This window comes from Parapedobacter flavus (assembly GCF_035818675.1).
Lineage (GTDB): Bacteria > Bacteroidota > Bacteroidia > Sphingobacteriales > Sphingobacteriaceae > Parapedobacter > Parapedobacter flavus.
This window is the reverse complement of sequence record NZ_JAYKZZ010000004.1, coordinates 1-17,996: the sequence shown is the minus strand read 5'-3', so window position 1 is coordinate 17,996 and position 17,996 is coordinate 1. Positions and strand designations below refer to the sequence as shown.

Annotated in this window: 12 protein-coding genes; 3 read left to right on the top strand and 9 right to left on the bottom strand. The window is 54.2% G+C overall.

The window, feature by feature from the left end; all coding sequences use genetic code 11:
* Nucleotides 1-43: 43 nt before the first annotated feature.
* The 4 genes from cls to U9S71_RS03565 form a co-directional block, all read right to left on the bottom strand.
* Nucleotides 44-1,534: a cardiolipin synthase gene (cls, locus tag U9S71_RS03580; RefSeq protein ID WP_326325768.1), complete on the bottom strand. Its 1,491-nt coding sequence runs from the start codon at nt 1,532-1,534 to the stop codon at nt 44-46.
* 8 nt (nt 1,535-1,542) lie between these two features.
* The gene (locus U9S71_RS03575; RefSeq protein ID WP_326325318.1) at nt 1,543-2,550 is read right to left on the bottom strand and encodes an ATP-grasp domain-containing protein; all 1,008 of its coding nucleotides are present in this window, start codon (nt 2,548-2,550) and stop codon (nt 1,543-1,545) included.
* Between the two features lie 75 nt (nt 2,551-2,625).
* Nucleotides 2,626-4,503: a flavohemoglobin expression-modulating QEGLA motif protein gene (locus U9S71_RS03570; protein WP_326325316.1), complete on the bottom strand. Its 1,878-nt coding sequence runs from the start codon at nt 4,501-4,503 to the stop codon at nt 2,626-2,628.
* A complete protein-coding gene (locus U9S71_RS03565) occupies nt 4,466-5,266 on the bottom strand; it encodes an N-formylglutamate amidohydrolase (RefSeq protein ID WP_326325314.1) in 801 nt (266 codons plus the stop codon). The genes U9S71_RS03570 and U9S71_RS03565 overlap by 38 nt, the downstream gene beginning before the upstream one ends.
* Nucleotides 5,267-5,433: 167 nt before the next feature.
* Between U9S71_RS03565 and U9S71_RS03560 the strand changes: the two genes are divergently transcribed.
* The 3 genes from U9S71_RS03560 (at nt 5,434) to U9S71_RS03550 (ending at nt 11,331) form a co-directional block, all read left to right on the top strand.
* Entirely contained in the window at nt 5,434-6,606 is a 1,173-nt protein-coding gene (locus U9S71_RS03560; protein ID WP_326325312.1) for an efflux RND transporter periplasmic adaptor subunit, read from the top strand.
* Nucleotides 6,607-6,694: 88 nt separating this feature from the next.
* A complete protein-coding gene (locus U9S71_RS03555; protein WP_326325311.1) occupies nt 6,695-9,871 on the top strand; it encodes an efflux RND transporter permease subunit in 3,177 nt (1,058 codons plus the stop codon).
* A 23-nt stretch (nt 9,872-9,894) separates the two neighbouring features.
* A complete protein-coding gene (locus tag U9S71_RS03550) occupies nt 9,895-11,331 on the top strand; it encodes an efflux transporter outer membrane subunit (RefSeq protein WP_326325310.1) in 1,437 nt (478 codons plus the stop codon).
* 16 nt (nt 11,332-11,347) lie between these two features.
* Here U9S71_RS03550 and U9S71_RS03545 read toward each other — a convergent pair whose 3' ends face one another.
* From U9S71_RS03545 to U9S71_RS03525, 5 genes are all read right to left on the bottom strand, one after another.
* A complete protein-coding gene (locus U9S71_RS03545; protein WP_326325308.1) occupies nt 11,348-11,596 on the bottom strand; it encodes a hypothetical protein in 249 nt (82 codons plus the stop codon).
* A gap of 49 nt (nt 11,597-11,645) precedes the next feature.
* Nucleotides 11,646-13,619: an OmpA family protein gene (locus tag U9S71_RS03540; protein WP_326325306.1), complete on the bottom strand. Its 1,974-nt coding sequence runs from the start codon at nt 13,617-13,619 to the stop codon at nt 11,646-11,648.
* 29 nt (nt 13,620-13,648) lie between these two features.
* Complete coding sequence (locus U9S71_RS03535) at nt 13,649-13,882, bottom strand: hypothetical protein (protein ID WP_326325305.1); 234 nt, start codon at nt 13,880-13,882, stop codon at nt 13,649-13,651.
* 31 nt (nt 13,883-13,913) lie between these two features.
* Entirely contained in the window at nt 13,914-14,924 is a 1,011-nt protein-coding gene (locus tag U9S71_RS03530) for a PorP/SprF family type IX secretion system membrane protein (protein WP_326325304.1), read from the bottom strand.
* Nucleotides 14,925-14,968: 44 nt separating this feature from the next.
* Nucleotides 14,969-17,996 (bottom strand): Ig-like domain-containing protein (locus tag U9S71_RS03525; RefSeq protein ID WP_326325302.1); only part of this gene is annotated, 3,028 nt, incomplete at its 5' end.

Genomic DNA, 17,996 nt, shown 5'->3' with positions numbered 1-17,996 from the left:
TTTCGCCAAATTTTAACATTTAATAACGCGTGTGGTCTGCGATTTAAAGCAACGGGGCGAGTAGCCTGCATAGGGAGTCGATACCACGCTTCCATCGGGGGCGGGCGATCCAGTCGCCCAGGGTAACATGCGTGCTATCCAGCTTATCTTGCTCGAACTGTCTGTTCAAATCGTTGCATAGCGCCTCGTCATGGATAATGGCGCTCACCTCAAAATTGATGTAGAAGCTACGGATATCGAGATTAACCGTGCCAATATACGCCAGTTTACCATCAATGCAGGCGGTCTTGGCATGCAAAAACCCTTTCTCGTAGAGGTATACCGATACGCCACGCGCCAACAGTGGCTTCAGGAACGAGAAGGAAGCATGCTGCACGAGCAAGGAATCCGACCGCGCGGGCAGCATGAGTTCCACCCTCACCCCCGACGCGGCGGCCAACTGGAGGGCGGTACTTAGTTCGTCGCTGGGAATAAAATAAGGGGTACATAATTGGATGGACGCTTCGGCCTCGGCTATCCCGATCAGGAGCGCCTCCATGTTGAACGGCGCAATGGAGCCGGGGTCACAAAACGCGAAACCCACCGCTGCCGAGCCCGTAGGCACTACGGGTGCCGTGTAAAAATAACCATCACGCAAACTGAAGGACGGTCCATTTGCCAAGTGCCAATTGACCCAAAATTGGGTCTGCAACCCCTTAACCGCCTGCCCGCGGATCTGTACCGCTGTGTCTCGCCAATACAACGGTTGTTGGACATCGTTGATGTACCTATCGCTGATGTTGATACCCCCCACAAACGCAGTATGGCCATCTATGATGGCTATTTTTCGGTGGTTGCGGTAGTTACCGTTGGCTAGCGAGGTAAAGGTAACGGGCAGGAATGCGACAAACGCCAGGCCGGCCTTGGCCAAGCGCTTACGTTGCTTATTGAGGCCTGGCGATCCGAAGTCGTCCGCTATGATCCGAACCGCTACGCCGGCAGACGCTTTCTCGGCAAGCAGCTCGATAAGCTGGTTACCGATGCGGTCGGTGTCGAAAATATAATATTCCAGGTGGATGTGGTGCTGCGCCGACTTGATAGCTTCGATCAGTGCCGGAAATTTCTGTTCACCGTTGATCAGTAACCTTACTTCATTGTGCAACGTGGGAGGTGCCACCTGCTGGTTTTTCAGAAAGGTAAATACGCGGCTCAGCTGGCCTATCGACTGCTTTAAAACGACAAGGTTGGCATCCATAAGCGGACTGAGCTGTTCCCAGAAGCGGACCAGCCGGGCGTGCCTTTCGCGGTCCTGCACCCGGAACACCTTAATTTTACGGAACTTTTGGCCGAAAAGATAATAGATAATGACTCCCACGATGGGAATGAAAACAATGATGAGAATCCAAGCGATGGTTTTCGATGGGTTCCGGTTCTCGATCAGGATGGTAGCGATGACGGCCAGATACACCACCAAAAGCGGAATCCAATACCATTGATAGATAAAGGTGCCTACGGTCTGCAGTATATCGATGGGGCTCTTCGCCAACACATGCATCCTCAAACTTAGGCATTTCCCCCAATATCAGCGACCTTTTTCTCTACGGCTGTGATCACTTCTTCCATAAAATCCACCCCGTGGAACTCACTAGCATGGATAAGTCCGCCGGGGCTGAACACATTGATTTCCATCAGTTTGTTACCTACAATATCCAGTCCCACCAAAAACATCCCGTCGTCGCGCAGCAGTGGCCCTACCGCATCCACGATGGTCTGAATCTCTTTGGTCATGGAAGCGGGCTTTGCCTTCGCACCCCGATGGATGTTGCTCCTGATTTCCCCGGCTTGTTGCACCCGTTGAATCGCCGCTACCTTTTTACCGATTACAATCGGTTCGCCATCCATCAAAAACAGGCGGGTATCGCCTTTCTTCGCTGCGGGCAAGTATTCCTGGGCAATAGCGAACCCATCGCGGCATATGGCCTCAACGATCTGCTTCAGGTTTTTGTTATCTTTTTTATCGACGAGGAAAACATTCTTCCCGCCCGACCCTTTGAGGGGTTTCAGGATGATCCGGTGGTGCTGGTCGCGGTAAAACGCTTCCACATCAGCCATGTTGCGGGTAACGACCGACAGGGGCCGCACGGATTCGGGAAAATACTGCAGGTACATTTTATTGGATGCCTTAATCAGACCTACCGGATCATTCAGCACCAACACCCCCTGTTGGCTGGCCAGCTGTCCGAACAGTACACCAGCATCCTGCGCCCATGGGCGGTTTTCCATATCGGCGGCCGGGTCATTCCGCAACCAGAGCACATCCCAGTTTTTGGTACTTTTGAGCGTCTTTTCCTCGGCAACCACTGCTTCCAAGAAGGTATTCAGCGAGCGGAATTCCCGATTGGGCACCTCCCTGCAATGCGCGCCGATCTTGCCGTTGGCCAGATACACTAAATCGCCCACCCCGGCGTAATACACCGTATGGCCACGCTTATGGGCCTCATAAGCCAGCGCTGTAGTGGTGTACCCAGCCACTTCTTTACGCACCTGATTGACAATGAATGTGATGGTCATTTTATTTTGTTATTTGCTTTTCCGTTTTTTTTTGATCTGCCGTTTTGCTTGTTTGCCTCGTGCCCGCAGACCCCGTTAATTAATCATCTTGAACACCGTACCGTCCTTTTTTATTTCCTCGATTTTATCGATGTACGGTTTTTCCAAAAACTTGGGCCGTAAGGGCGATGGTTTCAGCAATTGCCGATGCATCAGCTCATCGATGATGGGCAGGTAGTCCTGCCTGATTTTCCCCACGAGCAACCGGCCGATATCCTTCCCCTGTTTGATGTATTCGATCACATTCAGGAGACCTTTGAGGTACACCGCATCTTTGGTAAGCCCGCCCCCGCGGTACACACGCATGGTGATGTGAAAGGCAGTCTCGTGTTTAAAACCATATTTCTCGGTGAGCATATCAAAGGTATCGGCAAACGAATTCCCCCCGAGCATATGGTGCACGGCGACGACCCTCGCCGCAAGGATGCGCATGCGCTGGTTGGTGAGGCCACCGGTAATGTACTCGCTAAGCACCGCCAAGCCCTCCTGCAGCTGTTCATACCCGGGCACGCCCACGTAAAAAAGCCGGAATGGTTGTGCTTTGCCATTGTAATACGTGGCCACATGCGTTCCCACTTCGTGCTGCAGCAGGGCGAATGCGCGCGTTTTGGATATGCGGTAGCGGCTGCTGATGTTGAGTGTACCGCGCGACACCATGACACCCTCCACGTCATCGCGCACACGTACTGCGGTCGATACGGCGTCGTATTGTTGCTTCAGGTAGTCCAATTCGACTTTGGCCAGTGCCGCAAACGCTTCGGCATCGATCATTTCGGGTTCGTCGGCCGGTTGCTGTGGCCGTTCGGATGCCACCAGGATAGCCTGCGCGGTCTCTAATAGGTCTTCCTCGATATTGCCAAAAAGCTGTTGGCTGCTGTAAACAAAATCGGGCTTATCGCGGTCGCTCAACATGTTGAGCATACGGTCTACCTCCTTCCGCTTGTCGCGGAAAAGGTATCCAATGGTCGGGTCCGCGAGGTCTTCTATCGGGAGGTTATACAGTTTCCGCTTAATCAATTCGGGGTCGATGGGCATAGGCCGGTAGTGGAACACCGGATTGCTACGGTACTTGCTCTTGGCGAAGCCTTTCCATGCGTCTTGCGTATTGATGGGCGTTACCAGGAGCAGGAAGTCAAAGAGGTTACTGTACTCGGCGAGGCGCTCGTCAATATCCCATACGCCGTCGTGCAACTCCGTAGTACCCAGCATTTCGAAGTGCGCCGCGCTATAGGAGGTTTTCATGCGTACAAACTCAAAGAAGCTCTTTCGCAATGCCTTACCGAAGCTTTCGCGCAGTGCACGGAGGAACAGCGGATACGGCGCACCCGTCTGCTCGTTGATATAGACCGGGGAAATGGCCAATCCGATGACAATGATTTCACGTTTGCGCGCTTCTTCGGCTTCGAAAAGTTGATTGTAGTAAGGCGGTGCCGGCAATTTCTTGCCTTTTGCCAGATCGATTTCAATGTTCGGCAGTTGCGGAAGGCGCATCCCCTGCAATTCCGACTGGAGCTTCTCGGCAACCGCCAGGGCGCTCTTTTGGCCCAGGTGGATGGTAAATGTAGGCGAGTCGCTCTGTTCGGAGAGCCACACTTCCAGCAGCATAAAGCCCCCGAACTGGTCGGCCATCATTCCCGCTATTTCACGTACAATGGGCGTGGTAGGGCATTCGGCGGTATCTGGCGCCACCAAGTACGCCGATTCCGTTTTCCCCAGTGTGGATGTAAACGCATCTTCACCATTCGGCGGCACGCGGTACACCAATAGGTAGGGTACCGGCCGGTCGATGTGAAGTTCACCCCCGCAAGGCAGTGCCATGCGCAGGGGCTGTCCTTTTTTCAACTTGGCGCGGATACGGCTTATGTGTTTGTTGGTGTCAGTGGCCATGCGGGTAAACGGGTTTAACGATCTCATCGAGTTTATCCAAGAGGAATGGCACACATCCAGCGAGCATAGCCCTCAACTGGCGGAGGTGCCCAATGGCTACGCGGCCCGTCCATTCATCCATAAATGTTTTTTTAAATTCCAGCGACAGCACGCAACCATATTCGCCGTAGTGGTGGTTGATCCATTCGGAGAAACCACCTCCCTTGAACTTGACGTTCTCGCGTACATCGACAAACAGCTCATCGATTTGGTGGTGGGCCAGAAAGCGGGTGAGCTGCTGCCCCAGCCACTTCCATTGTTCATGGTTGTGTGCCGTTCCGATATTAATCTCCGGGTTCTCGCCAATGGTCGCCTCGGTAGAAGGGTCGCGGCGCCGGTGGTTGTAACTGTGTATATCGAGCACCACAAACCTGCCGAAGCGAGCGATGGTCCCCTGGATCAGCTCCGCCACATCGGCATAAAACCGATCGTATTCCACCAACAGCTGGTTCACCATGCGTTCAGGCAACGTGGGCTGCCATACGGTGAGCCCCCAGGCATCATCCGGCTCCCGGTATACGGCCTCTTCCCGTCTCCGGTTCAAATCGGTCTGGAACCGGGAGGTCTGTACGAGGATGCGGTTTGCGGGCATGTTGGCCAGGTAGGCCGTGTAGGGGTCTTCCTCGCGGAAACGCTCATGTTCCTGCAAATGCATGTAATCGAGCAACGGTGCTGCAATCAGATGGCCATCGTGGATGGCAGCCGCGATAATTGGGCTTTGCGCTTTATGTATATGATATACCAACTCCATGTCGAAAGCAATAACACCAGTACATGAAGAAATGTTTGCCACAGGCCGTCACCCGCTTTTGGCATGCATTCTGAATTTCGTTGCATAGGCGGCTAAGGCAACGGAAACAAAGCACCCTATGGCCGCACCGTTAACAAATAGATACTAGGACAACAAAATAATCGAACATGAACACATCCATCAGATTAAACACCAAAACACTAATAGCCATTGTTTTAATGGCATTATTGCTCTTCGCCATTTTCAGCTGTTCCACGGGATCGTCTAAGACAACCGACGGCAAAGATAACGCGATCGCACTCCCTGTGCAGCGCATTGATACCACCACCGCCGTGACGGTAAAAGACTATCTGGGCACCATAGAGGGCAAGGTCAATGTAGAAATACGTCCCCAGGTTGAGGGTATTCTGGAAGAAATATATGTCGACGAGGGCGCTTTCGTTGCGGAAGGGCAAAAACTTTTCAAGATCAACGCACAGCCCTACCAAGAGGAGCTGAACAACGCCGTGGCCAACGAAAACGTGGAGAAGGCCAAACTCGAAAACGCCAAGTTGGAAGTCGAACGGTTGAAACCATTGGTTGAAAACGACGTGATATCCGAAGTGCGGCTGCTTACGGCAAAATCAGATTACGATGTGGCCAAAGCCTCGCTCGACCAGGCGTCTGCCGCCGTAGCCAGTGCTCGCATCAACCTAGAATTTACGACCATCAAGGCCCCCGTGAGCGGATATATCGGCCGTATTCCTAAACGGATCGGCAACCTGGTGAGCAAGAGCGACCCTCTGACCGAGCTTTCGGACATCAGCGAAGTGTATGTTTATTTTGCCATGAGCGAATCTGACTTCCTTTACTTCCGGAAGAAATACGGGAAGCAAGATTCGACCAAGGAATCGACCGACACCACCCAACTGATTCCGAATGTATCGTTGGTGATGGCCGATGGGTCGACGTATGCCGAGCAGGGCGTGGTCGACGCCATCAACGGCCAGGTGAACCGCACCACCGGGTCTATCAGCCTGCGTGCTACCTTCCCCAATCCAAACGACGTGTTGCGTTCGGGCAACACCGGCACCCTCAAAATGGAAGAGCGCCAACCCGGCGTATTGACCGTACCCCAAGTGGCAACTACCGATTTGCAAGATAAGGTGTTCGTTTATACCCTTTCCGCAGACAACACCGTGAAACGGCAGGCCATTGAGGTTGCCGGCAAAAGTGGCAACCACTATATGGTCAATAGCGGGGTCAACATCGGCGACCGGATTGTCCTTTCCGGAGTGGACAAATTGTCGGATGGTATGGTCATCAAACCGCTGAATGTTCCCGCCACCACGGCCGAATAGTTTCCCGATTATTATTCATTGACTTCATAGCACGATGCTACGGGCTCGTTTCGCGCTCGCTTGCGGTGTGCTATCATAGAACGACTGTATGCTCAAGACATTCATCAACAGACCGGTATTAGCTACCGTAATCTCTACGCTGCTTGTTATCCTCGGATTGGTATCGATGTGGCAACTGCCCATCACGCGGTTTCCCGAAATCGCACCGCCGAGTGTAACGGTTTCGACCTCCTACCCCGGCGCCAACGCCGAGACGGTGGCGGGTGCCGTACTGCTTCCCATCGAGGAAGCCATCAATGGTGTAGCCAATATGACGTACCTCCGGTCGTCGGCCACCAACTCCGGATCTGGTAAAATCACGGTGTTTTTCAAAACGGGAACGAACCCCGACCAGGCATCGGTAAACGTGCAAACACGGGTATCTAAAGCCAGCTCACGTATTCCCGCCGAAGTGATCGAGTCGGGCATCACGGTGGAACCCCGCCAAAGCGGCATCATCATGACCATTAACATCTTCAGCGACCATCCCGACACGCTGTATGATGAAACGTTCCTGCAGGCCTACGCACAGATCAACCTGATGCGTGAGCTTGCGCGTGTAGATGGCGTGGGCGAAGTACGCCGGGTAGGTGCGCGCGACTACTCCATACGTACCTGGCTCAATCCCGAAAAAATGGCCTCTTATGGTTTGGTACCCCAGGATGTACGCGATGCCATCCGCGACCAGAATTTCGAGATCGCCCCCGGTAAATTCGGCGAAACCTCCAACGAGGCCTTTGAAACCATCCTGCGGCACGAAGGCCGGTTTACACTGCCCGAAGAGTTCGAACAGATTGTCATCAAGACGAACCCCGACGGCTCGGTGCTTTACCTCAAGGACATTGCCCGCACCGAACTGGGAGCCACCAACCTGGGCAGCGATAACAAAGTAAACGGCTACCCGGGACTTACGCTCAACATCCTCCAGACCAGCGGCTCCAATGCCCGCGAAATCGACATCCACATCCGGGAGGTGCTGGAGCGGCTCTCCAAGGATTTCCCCGACAATATCCACCATGAGATTTCCTACAGCGTGCGCGACCAGATCGATGAGTCCATCGATCAGGTAAAACATACGATCTTCGAGGCCGTTATCCTGGTGTTCATCATCGTATTTATTTTTTTGCAGAACTTCCGTTCCACACTCATACCGGCCATCGCCATCCCGGTATCGCTCATCGGCACATTCTTTTTCCTGCAGCTGTTCGGGTTCTCGATCAACGTGCTGACCATGTTTGCACTGGTGCTGGCCATCGGTATTGTGGTTGACGATGCCATTGTGGTGGTGGAGGCGGTGCACCAGAAGATGCACTCCACAAAATTGGGTCCACGCAAAGCAACCCACGCCGCCATGGGCGAAATTACGGGAGCTATCATTTCCATCACGCTGGTGATGGCAGCGGTGTTCTTTCCGGTGGGTTTCATGCAGGGGCCATCGGGTGTGTTTTTCCAACAATTCGCCTATACCTTGGCGACAGCCATCCTGATCTCGGCATTGAATGCGCTGACGCTTACCCCCGCCTTGTGCGCGTTGTTGCTGAAAAAACCGAAGGACCACGAACTGGAAGCCATGGACGAAAGCAACAACGCGGAGAAAAAAAGGAGCCGCAACTTTACCTCACGACTGTTCGGCGCCTTCAACACGGCATTTGACACCATGACCCACAAATACATAGGTGCCATCCGTTTCCTGATCGGGCGCAAGGTGCTTGCCTTTGGCGGGCTGGCGCTGGTCACCGTCATTGGCGTGTGGTTGATGAACCGGACACCCACGAGTTTCATCCCTACAGAAGACGACAGCTTCGTGACGTACTCGCTGTCCATGCCGCCCGGGGCATCACTGGCCCGTACCACCGACGCACTGGCCAAAGCAGACAGCATCTTGGAAAAGCGAGAGGCCATTGCCGGCATGACCACCGTGTCGGGCTATAACGCCATCGACGCCAGCGCCAGCTCGGCATTCGCCGTGGGCTATATCCAGCTGAAGCCTGCCGGCGAGCGCGGTGACATCCGGAACATCAACGCTGTCATGGATACCATCCGCAGCGACCTCTCCCAGATTACCGATGCCAAGTTCAGTGTTTTCCCACGGCCAACTATCCAAGGATTCGGCGACTTCTCGGGCCTCGAGTTCGTACTGCAAGACCGCATGGGTGGGTCGATGTGGGATTTCGGGGCCGTAGCCGACACCTTCATCCACGAATTGGGCAAACGACCCGAAATCGCGTCGGCATACACCACATTCAACGCCAACTTCCCTCAGTATGTACTGGAAGTCGACCCTGTGAAGGCCAAGGCGCTGGGCGTGAGCATCAACGATATGATGCGCACCATCCAAGGATACTACGGCCGCGTGCGCGTGAGCGACTTCAACCGTTTCGGGCGTCAGTACCGACTATATATGCAAGCCGACTTTGATTACCGCACAGACCCGGAGTCCTTCAAATCCATCTTCGTGCGCAACAGCAACGGCGAAATGGTACCCGCCAACACCATCATCACCCTGCGGAAGGCAATGGGCCCCGAAGTGGTGAACCGGTATAACCTTTATAATGCGATCGCCGTAAACGCCACGCCCGCCGAGGGATACAGCACAGGCGAAGCCATGCAGGCCATGGAAGCAACCGCCGCTGAGTACCTACCCGGCAACTACAGCTATGAGTGGACGGGCATGAGTTTGGAAGAACGGAAATCGGGAAACGAAACATTCCTCATTTTCGCGTTGAGCATCATCTTCGTCTACTTCCTGCTCGCTGCACAGTATGAAAGCTACATCTTGCCATTGGCCGTAATGCTTTCCGTTCCCGTAGGGCTTATCGGTGTCTATACGCTGGTGAACCTCGTGGGATTGGAAAACAACATCTATGTGCAGGTTGGACTCATCATGCTTATTGGCCTGCTGGCAAAAAACGCCATCCTCATCGTAGAGTTTGCCGTGCAGCAACGCCGCGCCGGACTAAGCCTTGTCGAGTCGGCGCTGGAAGGATCGCGCATGCGCCTGCGCCCCATCCTGATGACCTCGCTGGCGTTTATTGCCGGTCTGGTGCCGCTCATGTGGACCGTGGGACCATCGGCACAAGGCAACCACTCCATCAGCTTTGGCGCCGCCGGGGGTATGCTCTTCGGTGTAACCTTGGGGATCTTCATCATCCCCGTGCTATACGTCGTTTTCAAGCACCTCGACGAAGTTGTTAAAAATAAGTTGACTACGAAAGAAGAAGAATGAAGCTAACTTGGCAAACTGGTCTTATGGCGGTGATTTGTTCGCTGCTGATATCGTCATGTAAAGTGGGGCGCGATTATGTGCGCCCTGAAACGGACCTTACCGATACCTTCCGTGGTACGGTCGTCGACGAAAGCGCCCTTGATGATTCGGTGAACATCGCCGACATCCCATGGTACGACTTTTTTACCGATAGCATGCTCACCATGCTCATCGACAGCGCCATTGCGAACAATTTCGACATGCAGACGGCATTGAAGAACATCGAAATCGCCAACCAGTCCGTACGGCAGTCGCGCGCGGCATTCTTACCACAAATTGGTGCCGAGCTGGCCGGCACGAACCATCAATGGCGGTCGCGCGACTATTACTCCTCCCCCTCTTCGGGCTGGTATGAACGCGGGGGCAACGGTACGCCACCGGAAAATCTCTACGTGCTACAGTCGCAATATTTCTCATCCATCGATATGAGCTGGGAACTGGATATCTGGGGGAAATTGCGCCGGCAGAAAGAGGGCGCTTATGCCTCATACCTGCAAACGTTTGAGGCCCGGAAAGCCATCCAAACCAGCTTGGTGGCCGCTATCGCCGAAGGGTATTACAACTTGCTCACGCTGGATGGCCAGTTGGAAGTAGCCCAGCGCAACCTGCGGCTCAGCGATAGCACCTTGCAGATTGTGAAGCTCCAGCGCGACGCCGGTGAGGTGAGCTCGTTGGCCATCCAGCAGACCGAATCGCAAAAGCTGGTGGCCGCATCGCTCATACCCGAGCTGGAACAACAGATCGCTATTCAGGAAAATGCATTGATGGCACTCACGGGGCGTATGCCGGGCGGTGTATACCGGTCGTCCGCCCTGACCGACTGGCACATGCAGGAAACTTACGATAGTGGGGTGCCCTTGCAGCTGCTGGCCAACCGTCCGGATGTACGCGAGGCAGAGCTCGCGTTGCGTGCCGCCAATGCCGAGGTGGGCGTGGCTCAAGCCTACCGCTACCCTACGCTGACCATCGAAGCATCGGGCGGCCTTAATGCCATGTTGCCTCAAAATTGGTTCAATATACCCGGGGCGTTGTTTGGCGGACTTATCAGTGGCGTTACACAGCCCATATTCAACGGCAGGAAACTCAAGACCCAGCATGAGGTAGCCAAACTGGAGCGTGATAAGGCCGAAATCGGCTTCCAATATATGGTGATGGATGCCGTGCACGAAGTAACCAACGCGCTGGTGATGATCGACAAGCTCAATGAGCAACTCGGTATCGCCCAGCAGCGGGTAGCCACGGCACAGCTTGGCGTCAAAAATGCCAACTTATTGTTCAAAGCCGGTGAGGCGACCTACCTCGAGGTGATTACGGCCCAAAGCAATGCCCTCAACAGTGAGCTGGATCTGGTCAGTGTGAAACAGCAGCAGCTCAACGCCAAGGTAACGCTTTATAAGGCGTTGGGCGGGGGTTGGCGGTAAATGAGAAAAGCTGCCATCAAAAGTCGATGACGGTGTCGGTGAATTCGCGTAACCGAATTTGGCCTTTGAAGTCTGCTTTGAAATACTGCCGCACCTTATCCTTGATGTCGGCAATGAGGTCTGACTTGTCTGCTCCGAACCCTGTCAACCCCAGATTGGCCTCGATAGCGACCCGACAACCTTCGCGTCCCTCCATGGCTACAAAAACCAGTTGTTTCGCCTGCCCATTGATCGTTATATCCCGTTCGTCAATTTTCAAAGCCATAATTGTCATCAGTTAAAATATCTAAAAAATCCCCGATTCAGTTGACATCCTAATACGCCAATACGGTCACTTCCGTACGGCGGTTGGCCTGGTGCTGCTCGCGCGAACACGGCACACCGTTGCCGCAATCGTTCACCAAGCGCGTTTCTCCGTAACCCTTTGCCACCATCCTTTCGCGCGCTATTCCCTGGCTAACCAGATAATCCACCGCGGCCTGTGCACGCCGCTGCGACAGTGCCATGTTATAGGCATCGCTGCCGCGGCTGTCGGTATGGCTCGAAAGCTCGATTTTCAAGGTGGGGTTGTCACGCAGTGTGCGCACCAGCTCATCCAATATGGCCGCAGCGTCCGGACGGATGTTGTGCTTATCGAAATCGTAATAGATGTTTTCCAGTTCGAAGGTCTTGCCCACCTCGAAAACCGGCTCAAGCAGCAAGGCCACCTCTAGCGTGTCTGACGTGGTGATGCCCAGCGTATTCACCTTGGCCGAGTCGGCATGGTAGCCCGCCTTCTGTCCCAATACCGTGTACGACATCCCTTTATCCAGTATAAACTCGAAGGTCCCCTTACCATCGCTATTCCGTTTTGCGATGATTTCACGGTCGCCATCATAAAGCGTTACCGTTGCTTCTGCCAGGCGCTGGCCGGTATGCTTGTCGGCTGTCGTACCTCTTAGAACGATGATTATTTTCGGCTTTTCAAACGTAAACGAATACACGTCATCACCGCCTATGCCGCCTTTCCGGTTCGAAGATAAATAACCGGCGAAACCTTCCTCGCGCTCGTAAGTGAGCAGATATGCAAAATCATCACCGGCTGAATTCACTGGAAACCGTAAGTTCCTGGGCGAGGTCCATTGCTGCCTGCTGCCTGTTGTTTCAAATACATCCAATCCGCCCATGCCTGCAAATCCATCACTCGAATAATAAAGCGTGCCGTCGGGGCCGATATTCGGAAAAAATTCATCGCCCGCACTGTTTACGGTTCCCCCCGCGTTTACCGGTGTTCCCCAGCCTCCATTGGTTTGCCTTTCACTGTACCAGATGTCCGTGCCGCCCTGTCCACCAGGCATGTCGCTCACGAAATACAAGACGTTCCCATCCGTACTGACCGCTGCGTGGCCCAATGAGTATTCCTCCACGTTATTATATGGAAAAGGGGCCGATTGCCAGCTACCGTCATCCCCCTGGGTGTATATATAAAGTTCGAGTGTATTGGTCAGGTACTTGCGCCGTTCTTCCCGGGATACGTTCCCCTCTTTGCCGGCATACGTACGCGTCACGTACAGCGTGGTACCTTCTGCATTGGCAGCAACAGGCCCCATATGGAATGGCGCATTGTTGATGCCGTCAACGGCTATCACCGCATCCGAAAGCATGTTGTCCGTGCCCCGATCGGCCGTGTAGACCCGTAGGAAGGAGTTGCCGGTCCAACCGTATGTCCCAACGCCCCGCATATGCGCATCGGGTTCGCCTGCGTAGTACACCTTATCACCCACGGGGAATACGGCAAACTCCGACAGGGATGTATTTATCCCCTCGTTGCGTAGGTTATGCACCGTGGGGTCGGCCATCCATACGATGGCCGAATCGCAGCCCGCCAGCTGTACAGCTACCCTGTCCCGGTCGTTCGATTGTTCGGCATACGCTTCCAATTGCTTCTTCGCTTCGGCATATTTGCCGTTCATTTTCAGCACCTCTCCGTAGTGTATCAGGTTCTCCGGATCGCTCGATTCCGTAGTCACCACCCGGGCGTACCAGTTCTCCGCCGCTTCATAGTCCTTCATCTGTACATAACAATACGCCAGATGCTCCAAATCGGCCACATGGGGCTTCTTCCTATCGACCAGTTTCACATAAAGTGCCGCGGCATTTGCATACTCATATTTTCGGAATGCCTGTTCCGCCCGGTCGCGCAAACCGAGTTGCTCCTGGGCGTATGTGAATACGTTGGTCAATAACAGGATGACGGTAAGAAAGAAAACGAGATAAAAACGAATCCTTGGCTGTAATGTTGCTTTCATAACTAATTTACTATTATCGTAAAAATGCTTCAACGGGTACTATCCATGACCACAAATACCCGAAGGATGTAACGGTATGCTTTCTCCTCGTCTGTCATCTCATAAATCAAATTTCCCGAAGAGACAATGTATCGGCTGCTATTGATTTTAGACACGACAACAGGCAATTCCTCCATGTGTGCTAACCAAATTTCTATCAAATGACCGCTTCGGGTGTACCTGAACGCGTTTGTCCCATCTAAGAACCGTGTAATCCTTTCCAATAACATAACCCGGTACATGCAATAAAAATTCCTAGAAGAACCTTGGACTCAATAGTCGCCGGTCTTTAGGCCCAAAGGTGATGCCCAGCGTCACCTCATGCGATCCATTCTGCACGCCACTTAATTGGCTGAGGATATGGTCATACGAGTAACCCACCCTTAGTTGGGGTGTCACGTAGAGCTGTGTTATCGCCGAAACCGAATTCTGTTTACTTAACTTGTTTCCTGAGAGGCGTTCGAAATCCTTCTTGAATACCGTGACACCCGTACGCCAGCCACCTCCGATCCAAAAGCGGTCACCGAATACGAACATCGCATTCAAATCCAAGCTGGTTGGCCCTTTGAAATCCTCTTTTATGAGCAGGCTCGGCCGGAGGCGGGTACCCTCACTGAGATTGACAAGCGCTCCACCCATGAAATAGATGTGGCGTTTACGCCGGATATTATCTGTGGTGGTGTTATCCCACCGGAAGATATTATTGCTTTGGTCGCCAGACAACAGGTCCATCACCGAGATACCGGCATACCAGGTGGGGTTGTAATAATAGATGCCGAAACGGATATCCGGAATAAAGTTATTAATGCGGTTGGGCGGTACGATGGGGTCTCCCACGCTAACGGGGTCGAGTAAAGCGCCGTTCAGGCCGTATTGTGTCACTCCTGCCCCGATGCCGAAACTCAACCGTTGGGTATCTTCATCATCCAGTCTCAGCCGGAAGGCGTAATTCAGATAAGCCGAGTTGGCCGACTGTGGCCCCAGCCGGTCCGTAGTGAGCTGTATACCCAGTCCGTGCCGCTTATAGGTGGCCTGGTCCAGCAATCCGTCTACCGACAGCAATGCCGTTTGCGGGGCACCGTCGATGCCGACCCACTGGCTGCGCATGCCCAGCTGGCCAAACCATTCTTCTTTATATCCCGCATAAGCAGGATTGATACTCATTGAATTGAAAATGTACTGCGTAAATTGGATGTTTTGCTGGGCCCGGAGCGCACCTGGCATCCCTATGGCCAACAACCATGTGATTATCTTAATATATCTCATCTTCATCGTATTGATTGGTCCGAATGATTACGTCTTATCCCTTATTATTGCTTTTTCAAGACGATCCATCCTTTTTCCACCTGTCTATCATTACCCTTATGCAATGTCAGCATATAGTAATATGTGCCCTCTTGGATGTTTGCTCCGTCCCATGTATTGTCATACTTGTTATGGCGATAGATTTCGTTACCCCAGCGATTGAACACCACAAGCTCAATCCGGTCGTACCCTTCAATGCCCTCGATTTCTAAACGGTCGTTTTGGCCGTCACCGTTGGGCGTGAAAATATTCGGTATGCGCAGCGGGTTAGCGGCTACCCCGATGACCACCTCTGCCGGATCGCTCCAATGGCCCTCACTATCCTGTACGCGGTAAGTAAACCGGTCTTCACCTACGTAGCCACGTTCGGATATATAGGAGATGGTGCCATCCGTACCGACGGTGGCGGTACCGTGTTGCGGCTGGGTAACAATTTGCACGGTCGATGGATCCAGCGGATAGCTACGTTCATTGTCGTTGGCCAATACCGAGATCATCAGGCCCTTGTTTGAGTTTCCGGCTATCTTGTCATCAATCGCCTGCGGCGGATGTATTGGGGTGACCGAAATCCGGGCTTCGTTATTGTCCGCGTCGGGATCATCTTCATTGCCGTACACTTCGGCATCATTCAGGTATTCGCCCTCCGCATTTAGCGAAGCCGTAATCCGCAGTACTTCCGTTTCGCCATTGGCGAGTGAACCGATCGTCCATATGCCCGAAGCCTCATCATAGGAGCCTGCCGATGCTTCCGCAGACAGGAAGGTAAAGCCCGACGGAAGCTTATCCAACGCTTCCACACCGGTGGCGCCGTCAGGCCCTACGTTGGTCACTTCGATGGTAAACACCACGGTGCTCCCCACCAGCGCCGACTCATTGTCCACTGTTTTGGTAACCCCGAGGTCCGCTTTGACTTCCGGTAGCAACGTAAGCACCACCTCATCGAAAGCCTCGCAGCTGCCGTTGCCAAGGGTCCACCGCAGGGTTACGGATGTACCCGGTGTGAGCGACACCGTTGCCTGCGGGTCCTGAATATCAGAAAAGGTAACGGCCGGTGTTCCCGAAACCACCGTCCAGGTTCCCGTCGTACCGGCAAGGCTGTTGCCGTCTAGCGTGAACACCGGATCCACAGCTTTCGTCTGGTCCGCACCCGCGTTGGCTACCGGCACTTCCACGACCGTAATGGTTACGGCAGGAGTAGGCACTGATTCGCACACCACATCGCCCACTACCGTCACGGTAACCCGGCGGTAATGCGTGGTCGCCTCCAAGACTCTGGGCTGGTATGCCGCACCCGTTGCCCCATCGATGGGGGACCAAGTCGTTCCATCCGCAGATTGCTCCCAGCGATAGCCAACCGTGCCTGAACCGCTGCCGGCTATGACCGAAACCAACGCTGCCGATGTTTGCCCAACGCAGACGGATTGGTCAGCGCCTATTTGCCCCGCTTGCGGCGTTTCCGTGATCGTCACCGTGAACGCCGTTTCCGCGGTACAGCCTGCCGCCGTGGCTGCATAGGCATATAGTGTGTAGGTTCCTGCCGTAGCGATCGTTTCGCCGATTTCGTACCGTGTACCGGCTCCTCCTTCTTCGGTATAAAAAGCCCTATCCCCGGTCAGGTTCGTTCCCGTGATATCGGGCAATGTATAACTTTCGCATACCACGGCGTCTTCCAACGGATCGATAACCGGGGTTGCGCTGATGGTCAGTGTTACGGCTGTACGCGTCTCACTTATACAGTCGCCGTTGCTGGCTTCCGCGTAGTAGGTAATGGTTCCAACCGCACTCAAAACCGGGTCGGTTACCACCTGTCCGCCGGTCGCCGCATCGTACCACAACACGGTCGTGCCCTCGGGAACGGTGGCCACAGCGGTCAGCGTCTGCAGCGGCGTTTCCGCGCATACGGCCTGGTCTTCGGCCATCGGGGCCGCAGGGACCTCGGGTGCTGCGTTGACGGTTACCGCCACGGCCGATGCTTCGCAATCAATCGTCAACGACCGCATCTGCACCAGGTATTCACCCGGGGCCAGGTCTGCGAAGACCGGCGACGAGTGGTATACCGGTGTTTCTCCGGTGCGGTACACCGCATATTCGTAATCCGTATCAACGGGGAACTCGATGGCGCCCGTGGTCTCCCCGCATTCCGGATGCACCACCGTGGGCATAATCGTTGTCGGGGTCGCGTTGATGGTTACCTCGACTTCCCCGCTCACGCATCCCGGTACCGACACATGCTGCGCTGTGACGCGGTAGGTGCCGGGGACTATATTTTCAAACAATGGCTCCGCTTGGTAATCCGCGCCATTGATCGAATATTCGAAACCAGCGCCCAAGGGTTCGGTGATGGTTATCGTTCCTGCCCTTACTACACAATCAGGATGGGTCACAACCACCACAGGCCGGTCCACAAACTCTACCGTAACCGGTGCAATGGTGCTGCAACCCGTCACCGGATCAGTCGCACGGATGTAGTAAACACCGGATAGGGCAACAGTAGCCGGGTTTTCCACCAGGCTGGTACCCGCAGCATCCGTGTAATAGCTATACGTCAATCCGGCATCGCTGCCCACCGTAATGGCCGCAGCCGTCAGATCGATGGTTACGCCAGCGCAGGCTACCGCCGGATCCGTAATGATGATCGTTGGTAATGCATGGATGGTGAGCGTTACCGCCGTACGTGTCTCGCTCACGCAGTCGCCGTTGCTGGCTTCCGCGTAGTAGGTAACGGTTCCAACCGTATTCAGGGTAGGATCGGTCACCACCTGTCCGCCGGTCGCCGCATCGTACCACAACACGGTCGTGCCCTCGGGAACGGTGGCCACAGCGGTCAGCGTCTGCAGCGGCGTTTCCGCGCATACGGCCTGGTCTTCGGCCATCGGGGCCGCAGGGACCTCGGGTGCTGCGTTGACGGTTACCGCCACGGCCGATGCTTCGCAATCAATCGTCAACGACCGCATCTGCACCAGGTATTCACCCGGGGCCAGGTCTGCGAAGACCGGCGACGAGTGGTATACCGGTGTTTCTCCGGTTTGGTAA